The following is a 20,870-nucleotide window of genomic DNA, read 5'->3' as shown; positions in this document are numbered from 1 at the left end:
CAATCGGCGCCTTCCTCGGCGGCTGGCTCGCCTCCACCTACGACATCCGCACACCGCTCTACGCCGCCGCCGGCCTCCTGCTCACCATGACCGCCGTCACCGCCACCATGACCACCAACCGCCGGATCGAGGCGGCGCTGCGCGACGCTGCCGCGACCGGCGGTCCAAGCCGCCCGGAATCCGAAGATCCCGTTCGGGAGGGTGCACCCGCACTGTCCTGACGCTTTCACGGAAGGTGTCACGGTTACGCCGAACACCAGGCTGTGGTGTTCGGCGTAACCGTCGTTGCAGCGGTACCTGCCGCGCTACCGGTAGTTCGTGATCACGCCCAACAGGGGGTCGGGCGGGCCAGTCACCAGCTGGCAGGTGCCGGCGGTCGAGCATCGCAGCACTGTTATCGCCGGTGGCAGGTTGGCCAGGATCAGCTGCGCGTCGTCCTGCCACGTCGCGAAGTCGATGTCATGGCGCCTGACCGGCTCGCTGGTGCCCGCCTGCAGTTGCGTCGTGCGGAACAGCCACGTCCCGCGCGGGTACACCGACACGGCGACCCAGGTGCCACGCGGCGAGAAGCGGCCATGGGTCAGGCTCACCCCCGATCCGCACACCTTCTTCCCGGTCGCTGACAACGAATCGCCGATGGGCGCGATCGATAGGCACTGTGTTACGCCCGGGCCGGAGCCCCGCTCGGTAGCCAGGAGCGCAAGTTTGCCGTCGGCGGAAACGTCCCGCACATCGATGCCCGGCGACGTGGTCGAGGCGCCGGTCTTGAGATTCCAGATCGCCACCCCGCTGAAGCCAGGACCACCGTCAGCCGCCGCAAGGAAACGCGCCACCAGCCGGTCACCGCGAAGCCACAACTCCTCCAGCTGGGTGCCGCTCAACGGCGACCGGAGATCGATGCGGTGCCGCACCTCCAGCGACGGCAGGTCGAAGACATAGATGGTGTTACCGACCCGCGCCCCCATGGACCGGCCGTCCGCGGCGTACCCGACCGGCGCGCCCTTGAGCGCCGGCTGGAAGCCCTTCAGCTGACCGGCCTCGGTGAGAAACTCGATCGAATGGAAGTCCATCACACCGCCGGACCGGACCACCCAGCCCCCGGCCACGCCGGTCGCGTCAGACGCGGTGCCTCCGCCCGGATTGGGGATCGTCACCAGCCGGCCCGAGGCCGTCCGGATCGTATTGCCGGTCAGCAGCACGTCGACGCCAACCGGGGCCGAGCCTGCCGAACTTGCCGTTGCCGTGGGGCTTGGTGCAGCGGTACCCGTTGCGGTAGGGCTGGGTGCAGCCGTACTGGTCGGGTCGGGCGACACCGCGGGACCGTGGTGCTGGCCCGACGGACCGGCACCAGCCGCTACCGCGCTGACGGTGATGACGGCGGCCAGCGCCGCCGCCGCGGCCACGACGGTCACGGACCGGCGCCGGCGCACCGCGGACCGACCGTGCCGGATCAGCTCATCGGCGTCCAGCACCTGGGGTGCGAAGTCCTCGACGCTGCGCGTGATCGTCGCCCGGAACTGCGATTCGAATGACGTGTTCACAGCGAGTTGATCTCCTCACCCATCCGATGGCGGAGCGCGGACAACCCGCGCGCGGCGTAGCTGCTGACCGCGCTGCGCGAGATGCCGAGCATCTCGGCAACGTCCGCCTCGCTCATGTCGTCGTAGTAGCGCAGCACGAGCACCGCCCGTTGCCGGACCGGCAGCGTCAGCAACAGCCGGCGCATCTCGTCCGCGTCGGCCAGCTCACCGCTGGCATCCGCGACCGCACTGTCGGGCATTGCCACCGCCGGCTGTTCGGTCGACCACCGGCGTCGCCACCACGACGTGGCCGTCGTGGCCATGACCCGTCGAACATATGCCTCGGTCGCGCCGGGATCCTTGATCCGATCCCACGCGACGTACGTCTTGACCAACGCGGTCTGGAGGAGATCCTCTGCCCTGCCCCGGTCTCCAACCAGCAGGTACGCGGTGCGCAGCAGCGCGGCCGAGCGCGCCACGACGAATTCCCGGTACCGCTGTTCCCCCGACTGATCCATAATGCTCCCCTGGTGAGCTGTTACAGGGTGGACGCGGCGACGAGCCCCCGACCCTGCGACCAGTACTTGTCGGCTACCAGACACCCTTCCGGGCTGGATGCGCCCGGGTTCAAGCGGTGTGCGCGTCGTCCTCCGGAAGCGGTAGATGCGTCACGCGGGTGTGCCCGTCGTCGCTGGGCTGCACGGGTTTGTTTGAAATGCCGTTCGAGTCGGTGCTGTAGAGGTGCACACCAATGTCCGCGAACTCGATCCACAAACCCTGCGGAAACCAGCCGGCAACCGCGTCCATCGGCAGCGCGCCGCTAAGATCCGCACCGCCCTGGAAGTATGGGCTCTCGGTCACCGCCCATCCGGTCAGGACGCGACCGGCGACCGCGGCGAGCGGTTGAGGGTGCGACGATCGCCACTCGTGCGGCCGACCGAGAATTTCGGGCCGGGTCCTCAGATCAATGGTGTTCCAGGTAATTGACAGGTCATCCCAGCCCCGCCAGGCGAGCTCCAGCTGAACACCACCGTCGAACACCAGCACCAACGGGATAACTGGTTGCCACAGATCCCTTTCCAGTTCCCAGCCGATCCAGCCGGCCTGCAGCCGCCGTCCCACAAGCGCGAGCAGGCCGGACCGCTGGCAACGCAATTGCGTCAGTGAGGGCACAAAGTTGGACTGCCATCCGGACATGGCTTCGTCCCAGCGCGTCGGCCCAGCGGAGTTCCCCATAGCGCGGAGCATATGGATCTCCCCGCCGTCGTACCGGCCCGACCGCAGCAACTCAGTAGCACCTGTCCGACGGTCACACCATGGCACGAGCCTTGCGACGCTCAAACCTGCGCTGCGAGGCTTCCGTTCCTGCGGATCTGCTCGACGGTCTCGCCGGCCGTACGCCGGTGCTGGGCCTGCGCTGTCAGCCTCAGTCCACTGTGAGCAGGCCCCGGCGGAACGCCTCGGCGACCGCTGCGGCGCGGTCGTTGACGCCGAGCTTGGCGAAGATGTGCAGCATGTGGCTCTTCACGGTTGCTTCGCTGATGAACAGTTTTGCGGCGGCCTCACGGTTGGTGACGCCGTCCGCGATGAGTTTCAGGACTTCCAACTCTCGGGCGCTGAGCGCGTCGACCGGGGTGCGCACCTGAACGAGGAGCCGGGTGGCGACGGACGGGGACAGCACCGCCTCGCCGCGCGCGGCCGTGCGGATGGCGTGGACGAGTTCGTCGCGGCCGGTGTCCTTGAGCAGGTAGCCGGTGGCGCCGGCCTCGATGGCGGGCAGCACGTCGCGGTCGGTGTCGTAGGTGGTCAGGACGAGGACGCGGGCCGTGACACCGACCCTGATCAGTTCCTTGATCGCGGTGACCCCATCCATTGCGGGCATCCGCAGGTCCATGAGAATCACGTCCGGGCCCAGCGCGCGGGCAAGGTCCACGGCCTGCGCGCCGTTGGCGGCCTCGCCCAGCACCTCGAACTGCGGGTCGCCGTTGAACATCCCGCGGAGGCCACCCCGGACGATGGGATGGTCGTCGACGATGAGCAGCCGGATCGGCGGGTCACCCACGTGCCACCGCCGGGACACTCGCCGAGATCGCGGTGCCGGCGCCCGGCGCCGACTCAATCTCCAGCGTGCCCGCGAGGCGGTCCACCCGCCTGCGCATCGAGGTGAGGCCGAAGCCACCACCGCCGCCGACCCGTGCCGGGTCGAATCCGGCGCCGTCGTCACGCACGTCCAGCGTGGTGACGTCGTCCATGTAGGAGAGGGTGAGCCCGACCCGGGACGCGCCGGCGTGCTTGGCCGCGTTGGCCAGCGCCTCCTGCGCGGTGCGCAACAGCGTCTCCTCGATCTCCGGGTGCATGGGCCGGACCGTACCAGTCACGGTGAACTCGGCGGTCACCTCGGTGCGCTCCCCCCACTCGGTGACGACCGCCCGCAGCGCCTCGTCCAGCGGCGCGGCCGCCAGATGTCCGGGACCGACCGCGTGCACGGATCGGCGGGCCTCGGCCAGGCTGTCGCGCGCCAGCCGGACCGCGATGTCCACGTGCCGCTGCCAGTCCTCGCTGCGCCGCGCCGCCTGCAGCTGGGTGATGATGCCGGTCAGGCCCTGGCCGAGGGTGTCGTGGATCTCGGCCGCCATGCGCTGCCGCTCGTCCAGGACACCCGCCTCACGCGCCTGGACCAGCAGCTGGGCGTGCAGGCCGGCGTTCTCCCGCATGGTGTCCTGGAGCTGTTGCACCATGCGCGTGCGCTCCGCGCTGCGCTCCATGGTGACCTCACCGAAGAAGCTGAACATCACGACCCCGCCCACGATCGCCGCCGTGAAGAACAGGAACGTGAGGATGCCGGACGGGGTGGGCTCGGGCAGCCCGCCGCTGTAGGTCATGACGCTGATCGCCGCAGTAGCGCTCACCCCGACGAAGCGCCAACGGCCCCGCAGGTACCACCACGAGTGCAGGTAGCCGACGAAGCCGAAGAACGACGCGAACCACATCCCGTGGGTGCACAGCAGGCCGATCAGCGCCACCAGCCCGGCGACGTGGACCGGGCCACGCGGCACCAGCCACAGCCAGCCGGCCGCGGCCGCGGCCAACGCGAGCATCGACCACGGCCGCTCCCCCGTCATCAGGCAGAGGACCACGGAGACCGCCAGCAGCACGTACGGCGTCGCCGCCAGCTGCCGCTCCTGCAGCCGCTCCCACCGTTCCAGCCGCTCCGTCATGGTCACTCCCAGCGAAAGAACCTGGCCGCCACCGCGCTGATCATGACAGCATAGGCAGCGAGGACCCCGAGCAGGACCGGGCTGGGCGTGGTGTCCGCCCACACCTGGTGCATGCCCTGCCGGAAGGCGCCCAGCGGCGTGTACTCACCGATGCGGGCGAGCAGTTGCGGCATCTGGCTGGCGGGCTGCATGAGCCCGGCGAGGTAGGCCATCGGGAAGTACAGCAGCACACCGACGCCGTTGGCGGTCCGGCCGTTGCGGGCGAGTGCGGCGATGAGCAGGCCGACGGCGAACATGGCACCGGTGCCGAGCAGAAACGTCACCGCGACCGGCCCCACGGCGGTGGGCAGGCGGGCGTCGAGGACGGTGCCGGCGACCGCGATCAGCAGCGCACACGTGGCCAGCGCCAGCACCAGCTGCAGGACGACCTGGACGGCGAGCAGGTTCGCGGGCCGGACCGGCGTGGTGGACATCCGGCGCAGGATGCCCCGCTCGCGGTAGGTGGCCAGGGTCGTCGGCAGCAGGTACAGCCCGACCAGTCCCACGGCGATCGCCAACGCCATCGGTAGGAGCACGGTGTCGCCCGGCTCGATGGAAGTGCCGAACGCCACCAGGATGAACAGCGGGATCAGCAGCGCGAAGATCGCCCCAGGCTCCCTGGTCAGCAGTTTCACTTCGACGACGGCAAGCTTCATCATGATCTTCATTCGAGGGGCCGGCCGGTCAGGGCGACGAACGCGTCGTCGAGGGTGCGCTTGTCGATGCGCAGGTCGCTGACCAGCACGTGGTGGCGGGCGAGCTGGGCGGTGACGGCGGTGGCGAAGTCACCCCGGCCGGTCACGACGACGCAGTCCCCGGTCCTGGTCACCCTGGCCACCCCGGGCAGGCCGGCCAGGTCGGCCAGTTCACCGGCCATGAGCGTGAACCGCATCTCGTGGTCGGCGTCGATCTCGTCGACGATGCCGGCCGGGGTGTCCAGCGCGACGATCCGGCCCTGGTCGATGATGGCGGCGCGGTCGCACAACTCCTCGACCTCGTCCATGAAGTGGCTGACCAGGACCACGGTCACACCGGCCGCGCGAATCCGCTTGATCAGTGCCCAGGTGGCGCGGCGGGCCTGCGGGTCCAGACCGGTGGTCAGCTCATCCAGAAACGCCACCCGCGGGTTGCCCACCAACGCCAGCGCGATGAACAGCCGCTGCTTCTGCCCACCGGACAACTTGCCGAACCGGGTGTCGCGCTTGTCCTCCAGCCCCCATTCCAGCAGCAGCTCCCGCCAGTCACAGGGCTTCGGGTAGAACGAGGCGTACAGATCCAGCGCCTCCCACACCTTGAGGTTGTCCGGCAGCTGCGTGTCCTGCAACTGGACGCCGACCTGCTCGCACAGCGCGCGCCGGTTTTCGACCGGGTCGAGACCGAGCACCCTGATCGACCCGCTGTCAGGCCGGCGCAGACCCTCCACACACTCCACGGCGGTGGTCTTGCCGGCACCGTTCGGGCCGAGAATGCCGAAGATCTCACCCTCCTCGACACTGAACGACACCCCGTCCAGCACCGTCAGATCCGCGTACCGCTTGCGGAGGTCCATGACCTCGATGACCGCCATGCCTCAATCATCTGGGCCCGGCGCCGCATCCGAATCGATCCGCCGGCTACGCCAAAACGCGAATGCTGCTGACCCGAAAATCAGCCACATGGTTGATGCGCCCGGCATCACCCCGATCGCGCCCGACGCCGCACGATGGCCGACGCGCCGGCTCCGTTCAACGACCCGCTCGATTCCGCCTGACTGCTGCCAGGTCGCTCGAGTGCTCGTCCGGGTCGAACTGGTAACACGTCTCGATGATGTTCACCCATTCGTCGAGCTTCGCCAGCGGCAGCCGGTCCATGTCCCGGACCAGCATCCGCAGGACCATGCTGATGGCCAGGAGCTCTGCGGATGTCGACGACCGCGAGACCGGTCAGGTGCTCGTGCAGGCGGCGCGACTGCCGGACGTACCAGTCGCGCAACTCCCGCCGGAACGCGCCGAAGAACGTCGCCGGCCCCGGCGCGGGCACAGCCGCCGCGATCAGCGCCGGCAGCCACGCCTCGCCGTCGGGGCCACCGGCCAGCGCAACCTGCTCGGTCCGGGACAACTCGGCGTCCTGGAGCACCGGCTTGATCACGAACGGGGAAGGTGTCCTCACCGCGTAGACACTAATGACCCACAAGACGATGGTGAGCCGGCTCCGTGTTGGCGATAAGCTTTCGCCGTGGCTGACCTGGACGAGTTCCGTGAGCGAAGCCATCTGTTGGCGGAGGTGGCCCGGCCGATGATTGCGTCCGGCGCCGGCGCGGATGAGGTCGCCGCGGAGCTACTGCGGATCTCCGGTTCGCCGATCCTCACGATCAGGGCCATCGCCGCCGCGACCGGCATGGGCAACGGCCAGGCCAAGTGGATCGTGCACCGCAACCTCGAGCCGGAGGTTCGTGCGGCGGCGGAGCGTCTGTGGGCCGACGCAGTCGACGCCTTCGAAGACGTCAACCACCCGCCCGCTGAGGATGACGCGGCGCGTTGACCTGGCCCCACGGCTGGATGCCCGCCATGCCCGTTACGGGCGCAATCGCGGCTTGATCAGGTTTCCGGACATGCCGCCGTGGGAGCACATGGCCGCAGGAAGCCCATCAATCTCTGTTGACACGCGACTCTGCCGAGATCCGTGCGTCTCACCGACGGTCTGTGTTCGGGTGCTGGTGATGCTCGGCGAGTTGCTTCAGGTTGAGCAGTTGCCGCCGAGCCATGACCAGGTCGCCGATGGACAACCCGAGGGCTGTCCAGCGGTTCGTCTGCATGACGACCTTCATGAGCAAACGCGTCGCGGAGCGTTCCTCAGGCACGAGGACGTAGGACATGAAGGCCGCCATGATCGTGCCTGTCAGTTGCTTCCCCGGGTCGACCGAGAGGATCCTGCCCCGCTTCCGGCCGCCGGCAGTCGTGAACGCTTCTCCGACCCGAGGATCGGCAAGCCCCAGCAACTGTTGCGGTGAGCGGCGGCCGAGGTTGTCGATCCAGTCGTAGGAGTACGGCGCGACCCTTACCTGCGCAAGCCACGGCCATACCGCCGCGGCGGGCGCTTCGACCCGCACCCCGCGCCAGGCTTGCAGGGCGGGAGACACGACGAAGTCGTCGCACGGATAATGGCGCAACGTCTCACTGTCGGTCACACCCCACCTGTCACCGATCATGCATCCATCATTCATCAGGCTCGACGTCCGCACATGCCGCTGTCCGTGAGCGCAGAGGGGTCGACAGAGCGTTGTTCCGGCGGGTTCGCAGTGAGGACGGTTCGCGCTCGGGCTGGTGCTATGTCCGTAGCACGGTGGGTTGCGCCTCGGGTCGTCCATAGGTCAGGACTCGGCTCAGGTACTGCCGGAGGAGCTCAATGGCTTCCGGCGCAATTGCCAGCTCGACCTGGATTTCGGTGTCGGTCAGGCCGAGTTCGGCCAGTGCGTGCTGGTCGATGATGACGTGCATGCGGTTGCCGTCGATGGCGAGTTCGCGGACGCATCCGTACGCGGTGCCGTGGGTCTCGGTGACCAGGCAGTGGGTGTCGTGGCCGAGTCTCACGTCCTGATCGTCCGGAGGTTCGAGGCCTGCCTGGAAGACCAGCGCGCGACCGGTGCCGTCGTCCCGCTCAGCGATGGCTGCGACCAGGCACAACTCGTCATCTACGCCGGAAACCCGCCCGATGAACTCGATCGGCATGGCGCCTTTGTAGCACGGTCGGCCGAACCATCATGCTGACATCCGCAACTGCCGCCGTGGGAGCATGTGGCCGCACGAATCCCATCACCCTCTGTTGATCTGGACCAGGCCGACGGTGTTCTCGCTGCCGCGCGACTCTGCCGATGAGCGCGCGCCATGGCCGCGTGTCGGACCGCTCGGCAGCGGCGTTTCCGTGGGGCCTCACCCAGGTCTAGTCAGACGAGAGCGCCTCGGCGATCATTCGATGTCCTTGGGCTTCGAACGGCTCGTCACCTACGCGATAGGCCCACACTGCGGTGGCGATCGCCTCGCGGACGCGGTTGCGATACCACGCGGCCGTCTCGCGGGGATCGGTCCCATACCCGGCGAGAAAGGCTGTATCGAGCTTCGGGTCGCGGCGGAAGTCCTGGACGTCCAACCGGGCGAAGTCCGTGAACGCCGGACGCATCGCCGCACGGCCGAAGTCGATGACGCTCACGACGTCGTCGCGGATGAGCCAGTTCCGGGGCTGCCAGTCGCCGTGGGTGGGTACGAGGGCCGACGCAGGCGTCGGCCAGGCGGGGATCTCGGCTTTCAGCCGCTCCACGGTGGCCGCGGCGATCCGGTGTGGTTGGCTGAGCAAGGCCAGTGACTTCTCGTTCTCGCGCCTCTCGTAGTCGTCATCCGTGACGCGAGTCTGACCGTGTAACAACGCCAGCAGCTCGCCTGCCTGCCGATAGGTGGAGGGCTCGTCGGCGTGCTCGCTGTCGAGCACCAGTTCACCGGGCAGGTATCGGGTGACGATGAGCTTCGCGGCCGCACTGCCGTACACCAAAGTGGGTGCACGGCCTCTGCTGGTCCATGGGTCTAGCCAGTTGAGATGGGCGTGGAGTTCCCGCTGGATGTGGTGGTCATCGCCGCCGCCGGCTTTGACGATGAATCGTGACCCGGCGTGGGTTATCTCGAGGACAGTTGTTGCCACCAAGCCCCAGCTGTGGTTCCTCTCGACGTTCGCGGAAGGAAGCCACTGGTCCACCAGTACCTGCTGCTGCGGAGAGAGGTTTCCGAAGGCAGAAGTCACCGCAGGATCATACGAGGCGACCGACCGGGCTCGATCAAACAGTAGTTGGCGACCGCTGGACATCCGCTCATGCCGCCGGTCGAGCGCCGCCAGCCGGACAGGTGTGATTCTCCGTATGTGGTGCCGGATCCGTGACGGCCCGGCGCTCACCGAACTGTCGAGGGTTGCGCCAACTCGGGCGGTACGGCGGACCAGAGGTTGTTCGGACCGGACCGCTGGCTACGAAGTCGTGGTGTGGGTGAGCGTCCATCGGCCGAATCTCAGATCGCCGCCTGGTTCGACGTAGGGTTCCACGTCGAACCGGTAGTTACCCGGCTCGAGTTGCAGAAGGACTCCCGGGTCAGGGTCGGATGACAGCGGTGCCGCGGCAACGGGTATGGGTGCGGGCCGGGCCGGCACGAACTCACTGCTGTACGGCCCGGCGCCGTCGGCCGCGGCGCTGAACACGGCGAGATGGCCACTGTCGAGGCTGATCAGGTCGCCGACTGGGCTGTCCCGGTGCTGGTGAGCCAGCGCAGCCGGCAGGGTGGCGGGATAGTCCTGTCCAGCAGCGAAGACGAAGGCAACGGTGCCACGGCCGGAGGTGAACACCTCGATCCATCCCTCGTCGTTGGGGCGGCCGTCGATGGCGATGAGCGCAGCACGTCCCGGCCCGACCGGGATGCTGGTCACGTCCTCGTCAAGTTCGCAGACCTCGTCATAGACGTCGTCGGTGTGCCCGAGCCAGGAAGCACGCAGCGTCGCATCCATGGCCAGGAACACGTCGCCGCAGGTGTACAGCCGACCGACATGCATCCACACCCGGTATCCCCTCAGAGTTCGCCGCCGAGTTGTCTACTGGGCAGCCAACCACAAGGTCAGTCGCACGGAACTGCCGCCACCGGGTGCCCCGCGAGACAAATGGTCGAGCTTGATCACGTACGCACACATGCCGCGACCCGGGCGCGGTCCTCGTCGCTCGCCGTGACGAGCGCCGCTGCGCAACGGAGTACATAGCGGCTCAGTCTCCCGAATGGCCGCCGAAGTGGATGTGCGCCGGTCTGCCGTCGTGGTAGCTGATGATGTACGTACCGACCCAGCGGTCCCGTTCGCCGGCGATGTCGGTCCCCATCCACGCCTCTACCTGGCTCGCCGAAGGCTTCACCGTGTCGAAGGTGTAGATCAGGTTGTCGTCAGCCAACGGGGACACCGTCGCGAATGCCGGCTCGGCCGACACACCATTGACCATGTCAATGATCGAGTGGGTTCCCGAGCGCGGCTGCGCCTCGACGAGCGTGTCCGGGTCGATCGGCGTCGGCCCGGACCTGCGCTCCAACCAGTCCTCAACGATGGCGTCGTAGCGCTCGGGGTCGGTGTCGCGCGGGGCGAGACTCGCCCGGAACTCGTCTTCCGTCATGTCCAGGTCGGGATCGCGGGACTCCCGGTAGTAGTCACCCCGCTCATAGACCTGTTGCCGCAACTGCTGGAGCGCGGCGTTCACATCGGCCTGGTAGTCCACGGTGTACCACCATGCAGACGAACCCATCAGCGCTCCTCCCGAGACCAAGCAAAGCACCAACGATCTTTCCACGCGACCTGGCTGCCTCGAGCGCAAGCCCAAGATCGGGTGCACGCACATGCCGCTGGTCTCGCGCGGCTGCCGACTCGGAAATCATTACGCTTCGTGGCGACACCGTTGCGTCGAACCGCAACAGCGGCGCTCGCTCGTGCCGATGACAGCGCAGTTGATCAAGGCTGCGGAGAGCCCTCAAGGCGCGCCAGGCCCACCCCGGGACTTGCGCCTTTGGCGTGGCAGACCCCGTTCTCTACTCGGCGTGCTGCAGCGCGACGGCGGTCGGCTGGGCACAGCTATCGTGGGGCGCAGGGCTGTGCCGTGGGACAGCTGGCCAGGAACAAGACGAGGTAGCTGTGCATGTCGTGAGGCTGCACCTGGATCGGGTCGTGGCCGGCGACGGTGAAGAACTTGGCACCTAACGCCACCCGTCCGATCTTGAAATCGAAGGTACACGGGCCCCGACCGAGTTGGCTGGGTGTGCCTGGCCCCAGCCGGTAAACGTCGAGTACCTGGCCGGTGTCGTTGACGAACGTCAGGTGGGCGCCCTCGGTGACGTCGCTGAAGTCTCCGATACCGCGGCAATGCTGGTCGTTGTCGTAGAAGCCGTAAGCAGCAGTGAGGACCACGGACCCAGTTATGGGGCCGTCTTCGCCGAGCAGCCGAGAATTACGTGTCACGCATGCGACGACGAGCAGTGCGGCAATCCCGATCGTGACAATCACGCGCAACCAGATCATCAGCTGGTGCGATGGCGACTCCGGCTCGTCCGAAAACGGCCGCCGCTGACCGCTGTTCATCGCATCCGATGGAGTGCCCACGGCCAACAGTGTGGCGCGAGGTGTCCAGTAGCACACCTCGCCCAGAGCTCGCTCAGGCGCTTCACACTCTCGTTGCCGGCCCGACCCCGGCCTGGCCAGCCTCGGGCTGAGCCCGGTCGACGCATTTCCTAACCCGAGTCCGCGGCACGATCAGCACCGCAAGATCCCGTGCGCGCTCATGCCGCCTAGGGAGAGCGCAAGTTCGACCGCGTCCGTCACACCGCGTGACGAGGCCACGCGGCAACCAGCGCGCTGAACTGCCGATGTCAGTGTGTCTGATCTTGTCCGAGGCTGGGCACCTGTGGTCGTGCCTGGTCGGGTTGATCGGCTTCGAGTTGGACGGCAACATCGTCGTCGACCAGTTCAACGGCGTCGTACCAGAGCAGCGCTGGGGGCATCTGCTGTCGGGCGGCGGAGAATTCCGGTGAGCGCTGGAGTTCTCCGCCGCCCGGTGACCAGGGCGTCTGGATCACTTTGGACGCATGGCAGCCGAAGGAGTGCGTCGGTCGAGAACCGCCGGGACTGCCCGGCATCCTCCCGCAGATGGAACGGCGCTGTCGCTTGCGGGGTCAGTGTTTCTGCAGGTCGCGGCCGAGGAAGGCGAGTAGGCCTCGGTGGGTGGGGGCGTCGTCGGGTGCTGCTCGCTCGGCGCCGAACATGCCGGGCTGCCGGAAGGTGTCGAAGTCCATGCTGTGCATGATGGCGAGCAGTTGTTTGCACTGGTGCTGGTCGACGCGGTGCTCCTGGCTGGTGGCGACGGCGAGGTCGACGCCATGGACCAGGACCTCGGTGAGGTGGATCAGCGCGGCCATCGGCCCCGGCACGGCGCCCAAGGACAGGTGCACGGTGGTGGCCAGCGCGTCGGGGTGGTGCCAGGCGGCGCGGTCGAGGACGGCCGCGTGGGCGTAGGCGCGGTGGGGGTCGTTGCCGAGCCAGTCGGCCTCGTGGTCGGCGCCGGCGTCGGTGCCGGACAGTTGTGCGGCGAAGATGCGCATGCCGCCGACCAGGTGGTTGAGTTCGGTGCGCACCTCCCAGCCGGGGCACAGTGAGGGCTTTGCCAGTTGGGCGGAGGTAATCGCGTCGACGATGGTGCCGGTCATGTCCAACGCGGCGTCGATGCGGTTGACAATGGTGGTCATCTGGGTCTCCGGTGTGTGGATCGGGGTCATACCGCGGTGTGGCCGAACATCCGCAACGTCTCGTGTCAGAACTGGGGATCGGCGGGGAAGCACAGAGGTCGCATCACTCGCTCCTATAGCAGCTGCTGACTGCGTTAAGACGCTAGGCGCCGCGCCGGTACAAACGCAAGTGTGAGCTGCGTTAAGCTGCTGGCGTGATCGAAGAGGCCAAAGCTCGACGTCCCGGTGGCCGCAGCACCCGGGTGCGTGCTGCGGTTCACCGGGCCGTCACGGACCTGATCGCCGAACGCGGATACGGCGCATTCACCGTCAGCGACGTGGCGGCCCGGGCCGGCGTGGCCGATACCAGCGTCTACCGCCGCTGGGGCAGCCTCGAAGCCCTTACCGCGGACGTGGCCATCACCTGGTTGACCACCAACTCACCCATCCCGGACACCGGCAGCCTCGACAGGGATCTGCGCGCCTACGCCGCCGGCGTAGCCCGCGACGTCAGCGGACCCGACGGGCTGGCCGTCCTGCGCCTGGTTATCGCCCTGTCCAACGCCGACGAGGTCGGCGTGCAAGCTCGCAACCAGTTCCTCGCCGAACGAAGCCGGCAACTCCAAGGCATGCTCGACCGCGCCAGGCACCGCGACGAACAGCCGCCCGAGCCCTTGGACATGCTCGATCACATCCTCGCCCCGATGTACATCCGTATCCTCTTCGGCGCCGGTCCGCTGACGCCCGAGTACGTGGACTCACTCGTCGACCGACTCCTCGGGGAAAGTGCTCAGGGCCGGAATGGGTGAGCGACGCCAACCATGCACTCACGGGCGTCAGCCCAGCCCGTTCACCCGCAGCAGGCCGGCGCCGACATCGGTGACCTCGTAGAAGACCTCGCGGCCGTGCTGGGCGCGTCCGACGATGCCGGCGCAGTGCAGGGCCGAGAGACGCTGGGAGACCGCGCCGAGGGATAGCCCGTCCGCCGCGCAAGGTCGCTGGTCGTCGCTGGCGCCCGCAGCAGATCAGCGAACGACAGCGGACCCGCACGGCCGTCCGGCTCCCAGGGAACGCCGCACCGTCATGCGAATGGTGCGGCAGGCCGCGCACGAAGGCTGCACCGCATCCACGACATCAGAGCGAGCACCACCCCACGGCGGACTTGATCAGGTGCGCGGATCTGCCGCTGATCGAGCGCAACGGCTCGCTGGCGACGGTTCGCTGCGGCGAGTTGCTGGAGGTGCCGAGCGCCAGCCCGAACGCGTCATTGTCCTGCAATCGGTGAGTCGGTGGCGAGCGTCATGCTGAGTGTGAGGAGTTGCAGACACGGTACGTCCGGGCGGCCGAACTCGAAGTGCGTGCCGTCGCCGCGAACGGCCATCTCGATGCCCTGCCAGGAGCGGACAACACGGCCTTGTGGTGCAAGGAACGCTGACGCCTGCCGCATCGTCGACCATCGCCACAGTGTGCTCCGCGGGCCGAACCACTGATGACATTCCGGGCCCAGATGCGCGACCAAACGAGAGGGTGCGGCATCCGCTTCTGCCGTACGGCGAGCGCGACGCACCCTCACCGCACGTCGGGTCGACCAGCTTCCTGAGGTGCCGAAGGTGGTGAGTCGGTGCGGTTCCCCTGGGAGTTGAAGCGGGCCGACCGTGACAGCGCGCGCGGGACGCGGAAGCCGATGCCGGTCTCGAAGATCAGGGCGACGTCGTCCGTGGTGATGCCACAGCCGGTGAACCGCTCGACCGCCACCAACCCCTTCTCCGTTCGGTCGCCGGGTTCGGCGAAGTCGAGCCCGGCGAGAGCTGCGGCGACCTGCGGCGGGACCGCCTCTTCACGTCCCCAGGGTTCGAACGAGGCGAGCAGTTGACCGCCGTCGGCGAAGGAGAGCCGGGTAACCGCGTTGACGTTCCAGAACATGCTGGCCGCCCGGCCAGAGGCTGACGCGGCGCACAGCACCGCCGCATTCGAGCCCCGGTGACCGTTGTCCTCCACGACCAGGACCGCGTCGCCCGTGTCCAGCGCCGTGACCCACGTTTCGATGGCGCCGGGCGACGACAGATCGCGCCGTATGCCGTCGATCGGTTCGGGTCGGTTCGGATCGGCGCCGAAAGCACGCAGCGTCTGTTCCAGCGTTGTGCCAATGACAACCGTGACCGTCGCCGCCACCGACAGCGGGCTGCGACGCACCCACCGGTAGGCGTGTTCGGGGCGCGGCGGCCGGACCGGCTCGGGCTCGCCGCGCAACCGGTGGCCGAGCCGGTCGGTGCGCTGGTGCACGGTTTCCGCCGCAGCCGGCGCCGCCCAGACGATGAGCTTGTAGCGCTCGAATTCGGTGTCGAGGTCATCGCGGCCACGGGCGTGGACCCGTACCCGGTAGTCGCCGGGCCACGGCGGGGTCTGCCGGCGCAGGCTCGGACTGCTCGTGCCGTCGGGCGCGATCACCGACGCGCGGCCCTCGGCCGCGGGCCAGCTGACCTCGACGATCTCCTCCCACCCTGACTCGACCTCGGCCGGTGCCTGCGCGAGCACGGCCAGTTCGACGTGCACCGAGCCCTGCGCGACACCGGTCCGGATGACGGCGCCGCCGTCGGTCACGGCCACCAACCCGTTACCGGCGAAGTCGGCTTGCCCGACGACCTCGTATTCAGTCAGCCCGAACCGGTTCCCGGCCACGCTGACCGAGCCGTACATGCCGCGCGGCAGGAGGTAATCCGCGCGGACCTTGGCCAGCAGCGCCGCCGCGTAGGCCGGCGGCATGGATCCGTCCCGTAGCAGCAGTGCCGCCGCACCAGCCCCGAGGCCGACGATGGCAGCGGCACGCTCCACGACCACCGGTGGGGCTACCTGATCGACCACGGCACCGGCAACCGCCACAGCCAGGCCGAGATGGGCGGCGCCGTGGCGGGCAGCGATCGCGGGCTCGTCCGTCACGGCCGGCGGGATTGTGAGCAACCGCGTGACCGCCGGGTGTGCCGCAATCCCTGTTGCCAGGGCAACCGTGCGGTCGGCCAGTCCTGGATGCAGTCGCTCCAACAGCGCGGCGGCGGATGTCGCCTCGCTGTCGTGCCCGCCAGTTGCCACCCACGCGTACCCACCCGGCGCAAGACCCGGCAGATCCACTACGAGGCTCGGCGCGCCGCTCCAATCATGACCGGCAACGACGAGCTCGAGCGCGCCGAGCAAACGCTCCACCAGTAACGGTCCCAGCGCTCGCAGCGCGGTCAGGCACGCGGGCTCGCTGTCGGCCGTACCGCGGACGACATGCGTGCCCGGAGAGCGTAAGTCCGCCTCGTCCGGCGCGCCCAGCCGTCCCAGCGTCCGGGCGGGCGTGACGGGAACCCACTGGGTGAACACCGGGATCGCCGCCGCGACGAAGGCCGCAAGCCCATCGCTCGGCAGGTCCGGTACATCACTCATCGTCCGCCCCATCGCCCGATCCCGTTGGCCCGTACGCTACCGGACTCATCCAAACGCGCCGATTCCGTCCGGGCGTCAGCAAGACCGCGGGCGCTATGTCCGCAGCACGGCGGGCTGCGCCTCGGGTCGGCCATAGGTCAGGATTCGGCTCAGGTAATGCCGGAGAAGCTCAACAGACTCCGGCGCGACTGCCAACTCGACCTGGATCTCGGCATCGGTCAGGTCGAGATCGGCCAGTGCTTGCTGGTCGATGACCATATGCATGCGGTTGCCGTCGCTGGTGAGTTCCCGGACGCATCCGTACGCGCTGTCTGCAGCCTGATCCACGGCCGGTGCCAACTCGTACCGATGTGCGGTCGGAGGCGTCACCCCTCATTGACCGGCACCAGCACAATGTCTCCCTCAGGACGTGGGCCGACAAGGGGCTGACTCGACATCAAGTACGGGCCGGATCACGTGGCTGCACATTGACTGCCGATCGACAATGATGGTCACAAATACGTCGAGCGGGGGCGCAATGATCGAGGTCGACACGTACCTGGCAGCCGTGACGCAGCGGATCGAGCAGGCCGGCGGCCAGGTCCAGCGAATGCGGATCGGGCCCATCGACGCGGTACTCGGTGACTTCTTCGAGGCCAGCGTCATCGCGCGTGGCCACATCCGGTTTACGGCGGTGATCGCACCGGTGGCCACGGTGACCGCCTTCGCGGTCCGCGACTTCATCAACCACGTTCACCAATGGTCGCTGCGTACCACGCACCAGGTCCCCGGCGGTCGCACCGAGATCATCAACTTCGCCGGGTTGGTGTCGCACGAGGTGCACCCCGATGCCGTAGCGATCGCCGTCGACAAGCCACCGCTGCAGGGTGTCGGAAGCACCCGGCCGGTGGTGATCGACCTGGCCAAGGGGCAGGTGCACACCTGCACTCGTACCCGGTTCCTCGGTATGGCGCTGCAGAACACGATCAGTGCAAAGCAGCAGTTCCTCTACCCGCACCCGGCCGAGTTCCCGGCGCAGCGCCCACCGCTGCCCTGACGTCCGTTCGTATCGCAGCCCGGTGGCGTCGCCCGAGGTTCGAGCCACCGCCGCCGACCCGAACCGGCACACTCTCATGCCGCCGTCCGTGCGCGCCGATGAGCGCGCAGGTATCCGGCGCCGACGCGGCCGGTCGTAAACGCCTCGATCGTGAGGTTGAGGACGGATAGCGTTGGCGCGGTGACCGGGACGCTGCTGTTCATCGTTGGGCCGCCGGCCGTGGGGAAGATGACCGTGGGCGAGCAGATCGCCGCCCGGACCGGCCTGCGGCTGTTCCACAACCACATGGCGATTGAGCTGGTGCTTCGGTTCTTCCCGTTCGGTAGTCCGCCGTTCGGGCGGTTGGTTGACCGGTTCCGTCGTGACCTGATCGAAGAGGTGGCGGCCAGCGATCTGCCCGGACTGAGGGTGCCGCAGCTTCCTGTTCTGGCCCACGAGGCGAGTCGGCCGGAAGTCCATCAAGGCCAGATGATCTTGGCATCCGGACATGCTGCCGGTCGGACGCTACGGCTCGGCAGTGATCGTCGCGCTGCGTACCCCGTCCCGGCGCCGTACTCTGCGGACTTGACGCCTTCGAGCGCGTCACTGGCGACGGACCGGCGAACCGGCTTCGGTCACAGCGTCGGGGTGGCAATGACGCGTATCGACCAGCGTGTCGAGAACCAGCCCTCGTCGGCAGCGAGATCCCCGGTCGGGCAGTAACAGCAGCGGAAGACGTCCGCACATGCCGCCAGTCGGACGCTGCCGCTCTTTGACGGTCGCAGGGTGTAGCAGTTCAGGCTGTGCGGTTGTGGTAACAGTCGCCACGTATGGTCGGGGTGGATCAATTGTTGCTTGCCCTCCTCGGCCGGGATGTGATTCATGAGCACGCTGGACATTCCGCTGTTCGACATCGGTGCCTGGCGGACCGCCGGCGTCGAGGAACGCGCCGTGCTCGCCGCCCGGCTCGACCGGGCCATGCAGGACTGCGGGTTCTTCATGGTCAGCGGGCATGGCATCGACGAGGCTCTCAAGGAGAGCATCCGTGAGTTGTCCCGCACGTTCTTCGCGCTGCCCGACACGGTGAAGGAGGCGTACGCGACAGGCGTCGGCGGGCGGGGGTGGATCGCACGTGGCCGGGAGGCGAACGCGTTCTACGGCGAGGTTGCTGATGCGACGAAGGCCGACCTGAAGGAGTCCTTCACGCTCGGGCGTGAGGACCCTGCCGGTGATCCCGCCTGGTTCATGGCGAATGTCTGGCCGGATCAGGTGCCCGGATTGCGCGAGCCGGTCACCGAGTACGCCGCCCAGGTCCAGGACCTCTATCGGGAGGTGCTGGAGGTGCTGGCCACCGCGCTTGGGCTGGAACCTGGCTACTTCGTCGAGCGGACCAGGAATGCGCCATACACGTTCAACATCAACCGCTATCCGGCACTATCGGTCACCGGTGCGCCGCTGGAGGGGCAATTCCGGGTAGCACCGCATACCGACTGGGGGATGCTGACCATCCTCGACCGGCAGCCAGGCTACGGCGGGCTCCAGGTGCAGACGCTCGACGGCGAGTGGGCGGATGCGCCGTACGTGCCGGGCGCCTTCACGGTCAACATCGCCGACCTGCTCGCCCGGTGGACCGGCGACCGATGGCGTTCCACCCGGCACCGAGTGCTGCCACCGTCGCAGGCCGACCCGAACGAGGAACTGATCAGCCTTATCGTCTTCTGCGAATCGGACATGGACCGGGTCATCACGCCACTCGCACCCCCGGCCGGCGGCGGCACCGACCATCCGCCAGTGGTGGCCGGCGACTACTACCGAGAGCGGGAAGCCGCCGCGTCGATCATCTGAGTCGACCAATCCGGTGTACGGGGATCTGCCGCGAAGCGGGACGCTGCTGAGTGCGCTGGAGCATGGCGTGGTGGATGCCGGCCGAGCAGATTCCGGTACCGTGTCGGCGTGGCCAACGACGACGGCGTGATCGGTAACGATCCGCTCGTCAACGGTATGCGACTGTCCGTGCGACTTCGGCGGGACTTCACCGTCACCGACGCGGACCGCCTCCTCGCGACCGCCCGCCACACCTACTGTGAACTCAACCCAGGCACGAGCGTCGACGAGGCCAACGACATGGTGACCTGCGCCGCCGACGCGCTGTTCATCATCCTCGAACAGGCTGGACTCCTCGGCGACAGTGCCGACGAACGGCTCGCCGGTCACGCCTCCAATGGACTGGCGACCGGCGGATGGCGGGCACAGATCGTGCTCGATGAGCTGCACCCGTTGTCTCCTCGACCTCGAGGCGACTGTCTGCGCGGAGATGACGTCTTCGCACTCCCGCCCGACGACGACCACTGACGGCCTTGCCGCACCAGGCGCCGCACGCGATTATCCGAACCGTCCCCAGACCATCGACGAGCTCTTTGCCGACGAGAGGGTCCAGGAGTCGGGCACCCATTCGATCCTCGACATGCGGCGAGTGCTGCCCGACGGCGAGCCGCAGAAGTTCGGTTGGCTCGATGCGGCTGTGACCTCGCCGTTCGAGTTTGATCGGCGCTTCGCCGAGCACGGCGAGCCCGAGTACGGAACGATCGCTCCGGTGACCACCGCGGAGGCGCTCGACCGGGCAGGCGTCGAGAAGGTCGGTCGCGACCACTTGGAGGTGATCGACGATTTGGCCAAACACCGCTGGTTCGGACGATGCGCCGTCCTACATGACGCCGCCGGTATGCCGACCGAGATCTACTTCTGGGGCCGGTCCGGGGACTGACTGCCCGCGCACTCATGCCGCCGTCCGTGCGCGCCGATCGTTGCAGGACTACGGCTGCTTCCCTGCCTGCAACCCGTTCGGCCGGGGGTCGGACGCCGGGTCGAGTTGACCGGCCTCCAACGGGCGCGCCGTCCGCGCCGCCCAGAACGGGCGCAGCCGCGGTATCAACGCCGCCAGGTAGGCACGCGCGTCGCCGGGGCCGCGTAGCGGCAGCCTCACGCCCACCGAGAACACCCCCCACGTGTACTCGTCCGGCCCGCACACTTCATCGCAGAACTGCGGATGCCCGGCCCGGAAGTACCCTGCGCCCTCGGCCGTCCAGACCAGCCCCGCACGCCCGTCGTCGGGTGCGATGACGTATCCGTCGCCCTCGACCCCGAAACCGGTGATCATGCCGAGCCGCCACCCGTCGACCTCGGACTCCGCGACGACCCGAAACCCGTGATACGCGGGCGCGTCCTCTGGCGGCGCCAGGAACGCAGGCAGCGCCGGATCGACCGTCACGGCATCCTCGTCGACCAGCACCTCTCGGGCCACGGGCGGCATTTGCTCCTCGGACACGCCGTCGATCCTCGCACGGACCGACTTCATCGAGCGACGGCATCCTCATCTGCCGCGCTCCGATCGCTACGG

The 20,870-nt window shown here is 68.1% G+C and carries 27 protein-coding genes and 2 pseudogenes; 9 read left to right on the top strand and 20 right to left on the bottom strand.

From position 1 onward, the window contains the following. Window positions 1-221, top strand: a pseudogene (locus tag ACFPIJ_RS11770) (hypothetical protein); the annotation flags it as partial. Between the two features lie 84 nt (window positions 222-305). Here the strand turns inward: ACFPIJ_RS11770 and ACFPIJ_RS11765 are convergent. From ACFPIJ_RS11765 to ACFPIJ_RS11725, 9 genes and pseudogenes are all read right to left on the bottom strand, one after another. Further along, a complete protein-coding gene (locus ACFPIJ_RS11765; RefSeq protein WP_380114756.1) occupies window positions 306-1,472 on the bottom strand; it encodes a hypothetical protein in 1,167 nt (388 codons plus the stop codon). A 65-nt stretch (window positions 1,473-1,537) separates the two neighbouring features. Continuing rightward, window positions 1,538-2,038, bottom strand: coding sequence for a SigE family RNA polymerase sigma factor (locus tag ACFPIJ_RS11760; RefSeq protein ID WP_380114755.1), 501 nt, complete (start codon window positions 2,036-2,038; stop codon window positions 1,538-1,540). Between the two features lie 109 nt (window positions 2,039-2,147). Continuing rightward, complete coding sequence (locus tag ACFPIJ_RS11755; RefSeq protein ID WP_380114754.1) at window positions 2,148-2,756, bottom strand: hypothetical protein; 609 nt, start codon at window positions 2,754-2,756, stop codon at window positions 2,148-2,150. Between the two features lie 190 nt (window positions 2,757-2,946). After that, window positions 2,947-3,582: a response regulator gene (locus ACFPIJ_RS11750; protein ID WP_380114753.1), complete on the bottom strand. Its 636-nt coding sequence runs from the start codon at window positions 3,580-3,582 to the stop codon at window positions 2,947-2,949. Next, the gene (locus ACFPIJ_RS11745) at window positions 3,575-4,738 is read right to left on the bottom strand and encodes a sensor histidine kinase (RefSeq protein WP_380114752.1); all 1,164 of its coding nucleotides are present in this window, start codon (window positions 4,736-4,738) and stop codon (window positions 3,575-3,577) included. The genes ACFPIJ_RS11750 and ACFPIJ_RS11745 overlap by 8 nt, the downstream gene beginning before the upstream one ends. Before the next feature lie 2 nt (window positions 4,739-4,740). After that, window positions 4,741-5,436, bottom strand: a complete 696-nt coding sequence (locus ACFPIJ_RS11740) for an ABC transporter permease (protein ID WP_380114751.1) — start codon at window positions 5,434-5,436, stop codon at window positions 4,741-4,743. 5 nt (window positions 5,437-5,441) lie between these two features. Then, complete coding sequence (locus ACFPIJ_RS11735) at window positions 5,442-6,344, bottom strand: ABC transporter ATP-binding protein (protein WP_380114750.1); 903 nt, start codon at window positions 6,342-6,344, stop codon at window positions 5,442-5,444. A gap of 157 nt (window positions 6,345-6,501) precedes the next feature. After that, window positions 6,502-6,642, bottom strand: a complete 141-nt coding sequence (locus tag ACFPIJ_RS11730; RefSeq protein ID WP_380114770.1) for a hypothetical protein — start codon at window positions 6,640-6,642, stop codon at window positions 6,502-6,504. 49 nt (window positions 6,643-6,691) lie between these two features. Beyond that, a pseudogene (locus ACFPIJ_RS11725) lies at window positions 6,692-7,027 on the bottom strand (NACHT N-terminal helical domain 7-containing protein); the annotation flags it as partial. Between ACFPIJ_RS11725 and ACFPIJ_RS11720 the strand changes: the two are divergent. Continuing rightward, a complete protein-coding gene (locus ACFPIJ_RS11720; protein ID WP_380114749.1) occupies window positions 6,992-7,297 on the top strand; it encodes a hypothetical protein in 306 nt (101 codons plus the stop codon). The pseudogene ACFPIJ_RS11725 and the gene ACFPIJ_RS11720 overlap by 36 nt on opposite strands. A gap of 148 nt (window positions 7,298-7,445) precedes the next feature. Here ACFPIJ_RS11720 and ACFPIJ_RS11715 read toward each other — a convergent pair whose 3' ends face one another. The 6 genes from ACFPIJ_RS11715 to ACFPIJ_RS11690 all read right to left on the bottom strand — a co-directional run bounded on the left by ACFPIJ_RS11715 (window position 7,446) and on the right by ACFPIJ_RS11690 (window position 11,917). Continuing rightward, on the bottom strand, window positions 7,446-7,964 hold the full coding sequence (locus ACFPIJ_RS11715) for a polyketide cyclase (protein ID WP_380114748.1): 519 nt from the start codon (window positions 7,962-7,964) through the stop codon (window positions 7,446-7,448). Window positions 7,965-8,082: 118 nt separating this feature from the next. After that, window positions 8,083-8,484 carry an Imm10 family immunity protein gene (locus ACFPIJ_RS11710; RefSeq protein ID WP_380114747.1) on the bottom strand — a complete coding sequence of 134 codons (402 nt, stop codon included), beginning with the start codon at window positions 8,482-8,484 and terminating at the stop codon, window positions 8,083-8,085. Window positions 8,485-8,695: 211 nt separating this feature from the next. Further along, on the bottom strand, window positions 8,696-9,544 hold the full coding sequence (locus tag ACFPIJ_RS11705; RefSeq protein ID WP_380114746.1) for a phosphotransferase: 849 nt from the start codon (window positions 9,542-9,544) through the stop codon (window positions 8,696-8,698). 219 nt (window positions 9,545-9,763) lie between these two features. Next, on the bottom strand, window positions 9,764-10,339 hold the full coding sequence (locus tag ACFPIJ_RS11700) for a hypothetical protein (protein ID WP_380114745.1): 576 nt from the start codon (window positions 10,337-10,339) through the stop codon (window positions 9,764-9,766). Between the two features lie 205 nt (window positions 10,340-10,544). Beyond that, window positions 10,545-11,042, bottom strand: coding sequence for a hypothetical protein (locus ACFPIJ_RS11695; RefSeq protein WP_380114744.1), 498 nt, complete (start codon window positions 11,040-11,042; stop codon window positions 10,545-10,547). 350 nt (window positions 11,043-11,392) lie between these two features. Beyond that, window positions 11,393-11,917: a hypothetical protein gene (locus ACFPIJ_RS11690; RefSeq protein WP_380114743.1), complete on the bottom strand. Its 525-nt coding sequence runs from the start codon at window positions 11,915-11,917 to the stop codon at window positions 11,393-11,395. A gap of 281 nt (window positions 11,918-12,198) precedes the next feature. Between ACFPIJ_RS11690 and ACFPIJ_RS11685 the strand changes: the two genes are divergently transcribed. Beyond that, the gene (locus ACFPIJ_RS11685; RefSeq protein ID WP_380114742.1) at window positions 12,199-12,345 is read left to right on the top strand and encodes a hypothetical protein; all 147 of its coding nucleotides are present in this window, start codon (window positions 12,199-12,201) and stop codon (window positions 12,343-12,345) included. Window positions 12,346-12,486: 141 nt separating this feature from the next. Here the strand turns inward: ACFPIJ_RS11685 and ACFPIJ_RS11680 are convergent, their stop codons facing one another. Next, window positions 12,487-13,056 carry a TIGR03086 family metal-binding protein gene (locus ACFPIJ_RS11680; protein WP_380114741.1) on the bottom strand — a complete coding sequence of 190 codons (570 nt, stop codon included), beginning with the start codon at window positions 13,054-13,056 and terminating at the stop codon, window positions 12,487-12,489. Between the two features lie 194 nt (window positions 13,057-13,250). Here ACFPIJ_RS11680 and ACFPIJ_RS11675 point away from each other — a divergent pair, with 194 nt between their 5' ends. Further along, window positions 13,251-13,844: a TetR/AcrR family transcriptional regulator gene (locus tag ACFPIJ_RS11675; RefSeq protein ID WP_380114740.1), complete on the top strand. Its 594-nt coding sequence runs from the start codon at window positions 13,251-13,253 to the stop codon at window positions 13,842-13,844. Window positions 13,845-14,169: 325 nt separating this feature from the next. Here ACFPIJ_RS11675 and ACFPIJ_RS11670 read toward each other — a convergent pair whose 3' ends face one another. The 3 genes from ACFPIJ_RS11670 to ACFPIJ_RS11660 form a co-directional block, all read right to left on the bottom strand. Continuing rightward, window positions 14,170-14,313, bottom strand: coding sequence for a hypothetical protein (locus ACFPIJ_RS11670; protein ID WP_380114739.1), 144 nt, complete (start codon window positions 14,311-14,313; stop codon window positions 14,170-14,172). A 291-nt stretch (window positions 14,314-14,604) separates the two neighbouring features. Then, window positions 14,605-16,470, bottom strand: coding sequence for a DUF6461 domain-containing protein (locus ACFPIJ_RS11665; RefSeq protein ID WP_380114738.1), 1,866 nt, complete (start codon window positions 16,468-16,470; stop codon window positions 14,605-14,607). A gap of 81 nt (window positions 16,471-16,551) precedes the next feature. Continuing rightward, a complete protein-coding gene (locus ACFPIJ_RS11660) occupies window positions 16,552-16,785 on the bottom strand; it encodes a hypothetical protein (protein WP_380114737.1) in 234 nt (77 codons plus the stop codon). Between the two features lie 190 nt (window positions 16,786-16,975). Here ACFPIJ_RS11660 and ACFPIJ_RS11655 point away from each other — a divergent pair, with 190 nt between their 5' ends. The 5 genes from ACFPIJ_RS11655 to ACFPIJ_RS11635 all read left to right on the top strand — a co-directional run bounded on the left by ACFPIJ_RS11655 (window position 16,976) and on the right by ACFPIJ_RS11635 (window position 20,237). Next, on the top strand, window positions 16,976-17,494 hold the full coding sequence (locus ACFPIJ_RS11655; protein WP_380114736.1) for a hypothetical protein: 519 nt from the start codon (window positions 16,976-16,978) through the stop codon (window positions 17,492-17,494). Between the two features lie 180 nt (window positions 17,495-17,674). Beyond that, the gene (locus ACFPIJ_RS11650; protein WP_380114735.1) at window positions 17,675-18,196 is read left to right on the top strand and encodes a DEAD/DEAH box helicase family protein; all 522 of its coding nucleotides are present in this window, start codon (window positions 17,675-17,677) and stop codon (window positions 18,194-18,196) included. A 159-nt stretch (window positions 18,197-18,355) separates the two neighbouring features. Further along, window positions 18,356-19,318 (top strand): isopenicillin N synthase family dioxygenase, encoded by a 963-nt coding sequence (locus tag ACFPIJ_RS11645; protein ID WP_380114734.1) that lies wholly within the window; start codon window positions 18,356-18,358, stop codon window positions 19,316-19,318. Between the two features lie 108 nt (window positions 19,319-19,426). Continuing rightward, entirely contained in the window at window positions 19,427-19,825 is a 399-nt protein-coding gene (locus ACFPIJ_RS11640) for a hypothetical protein (RefSeq protein ID WP_380114733.1), read from the top strand. After that, entirely contained in the window at window positions 19,788-20,237 is a 450-nt protein-coding gene (locus ACFPIJ_RS11635; RefSeq protein ID WP_380114732.1) for a hypothetical protein, read from the top strand. The genes ACFPIJ_RS11640 and ACFPIJ_RS11635 overlap by 38 nt, the downstream gene beginning before the upstream one ends. Window positions 20,238-20,285: 48 nt before the next feature. Here ACFPIJ_RS11635 and ACFPIJ_RS11630 read toward each other — a convergent pair whose 3' ends face one another. Further along, complete coding sequence (locus ACFPIJ_RS11630; protein WP_380114731.1) at window positions 20,286-20,798, bottom strand: hypothetical protein; 513 nt, start codon at window positions 20,796-20,798, stop codon at window positions 20,286-20,288. Between the last annotated feature and the right edge of the window lie 72 nt (window positions 20,799-20,870).

This window comes from Dactylosporangium cerinum (assembly GCF_042653625.1).
Classification (GTDB): domain Bacteria; phylum Actinomycetota; class Actinomycetes; order Mycobacteriales; family Micromonosporaceae; genus Dactylosporangium; species Dactylosporangium cerinum.
This window is presented reverse-complemented; position numbering and strand designations above follow the sequence as displayed.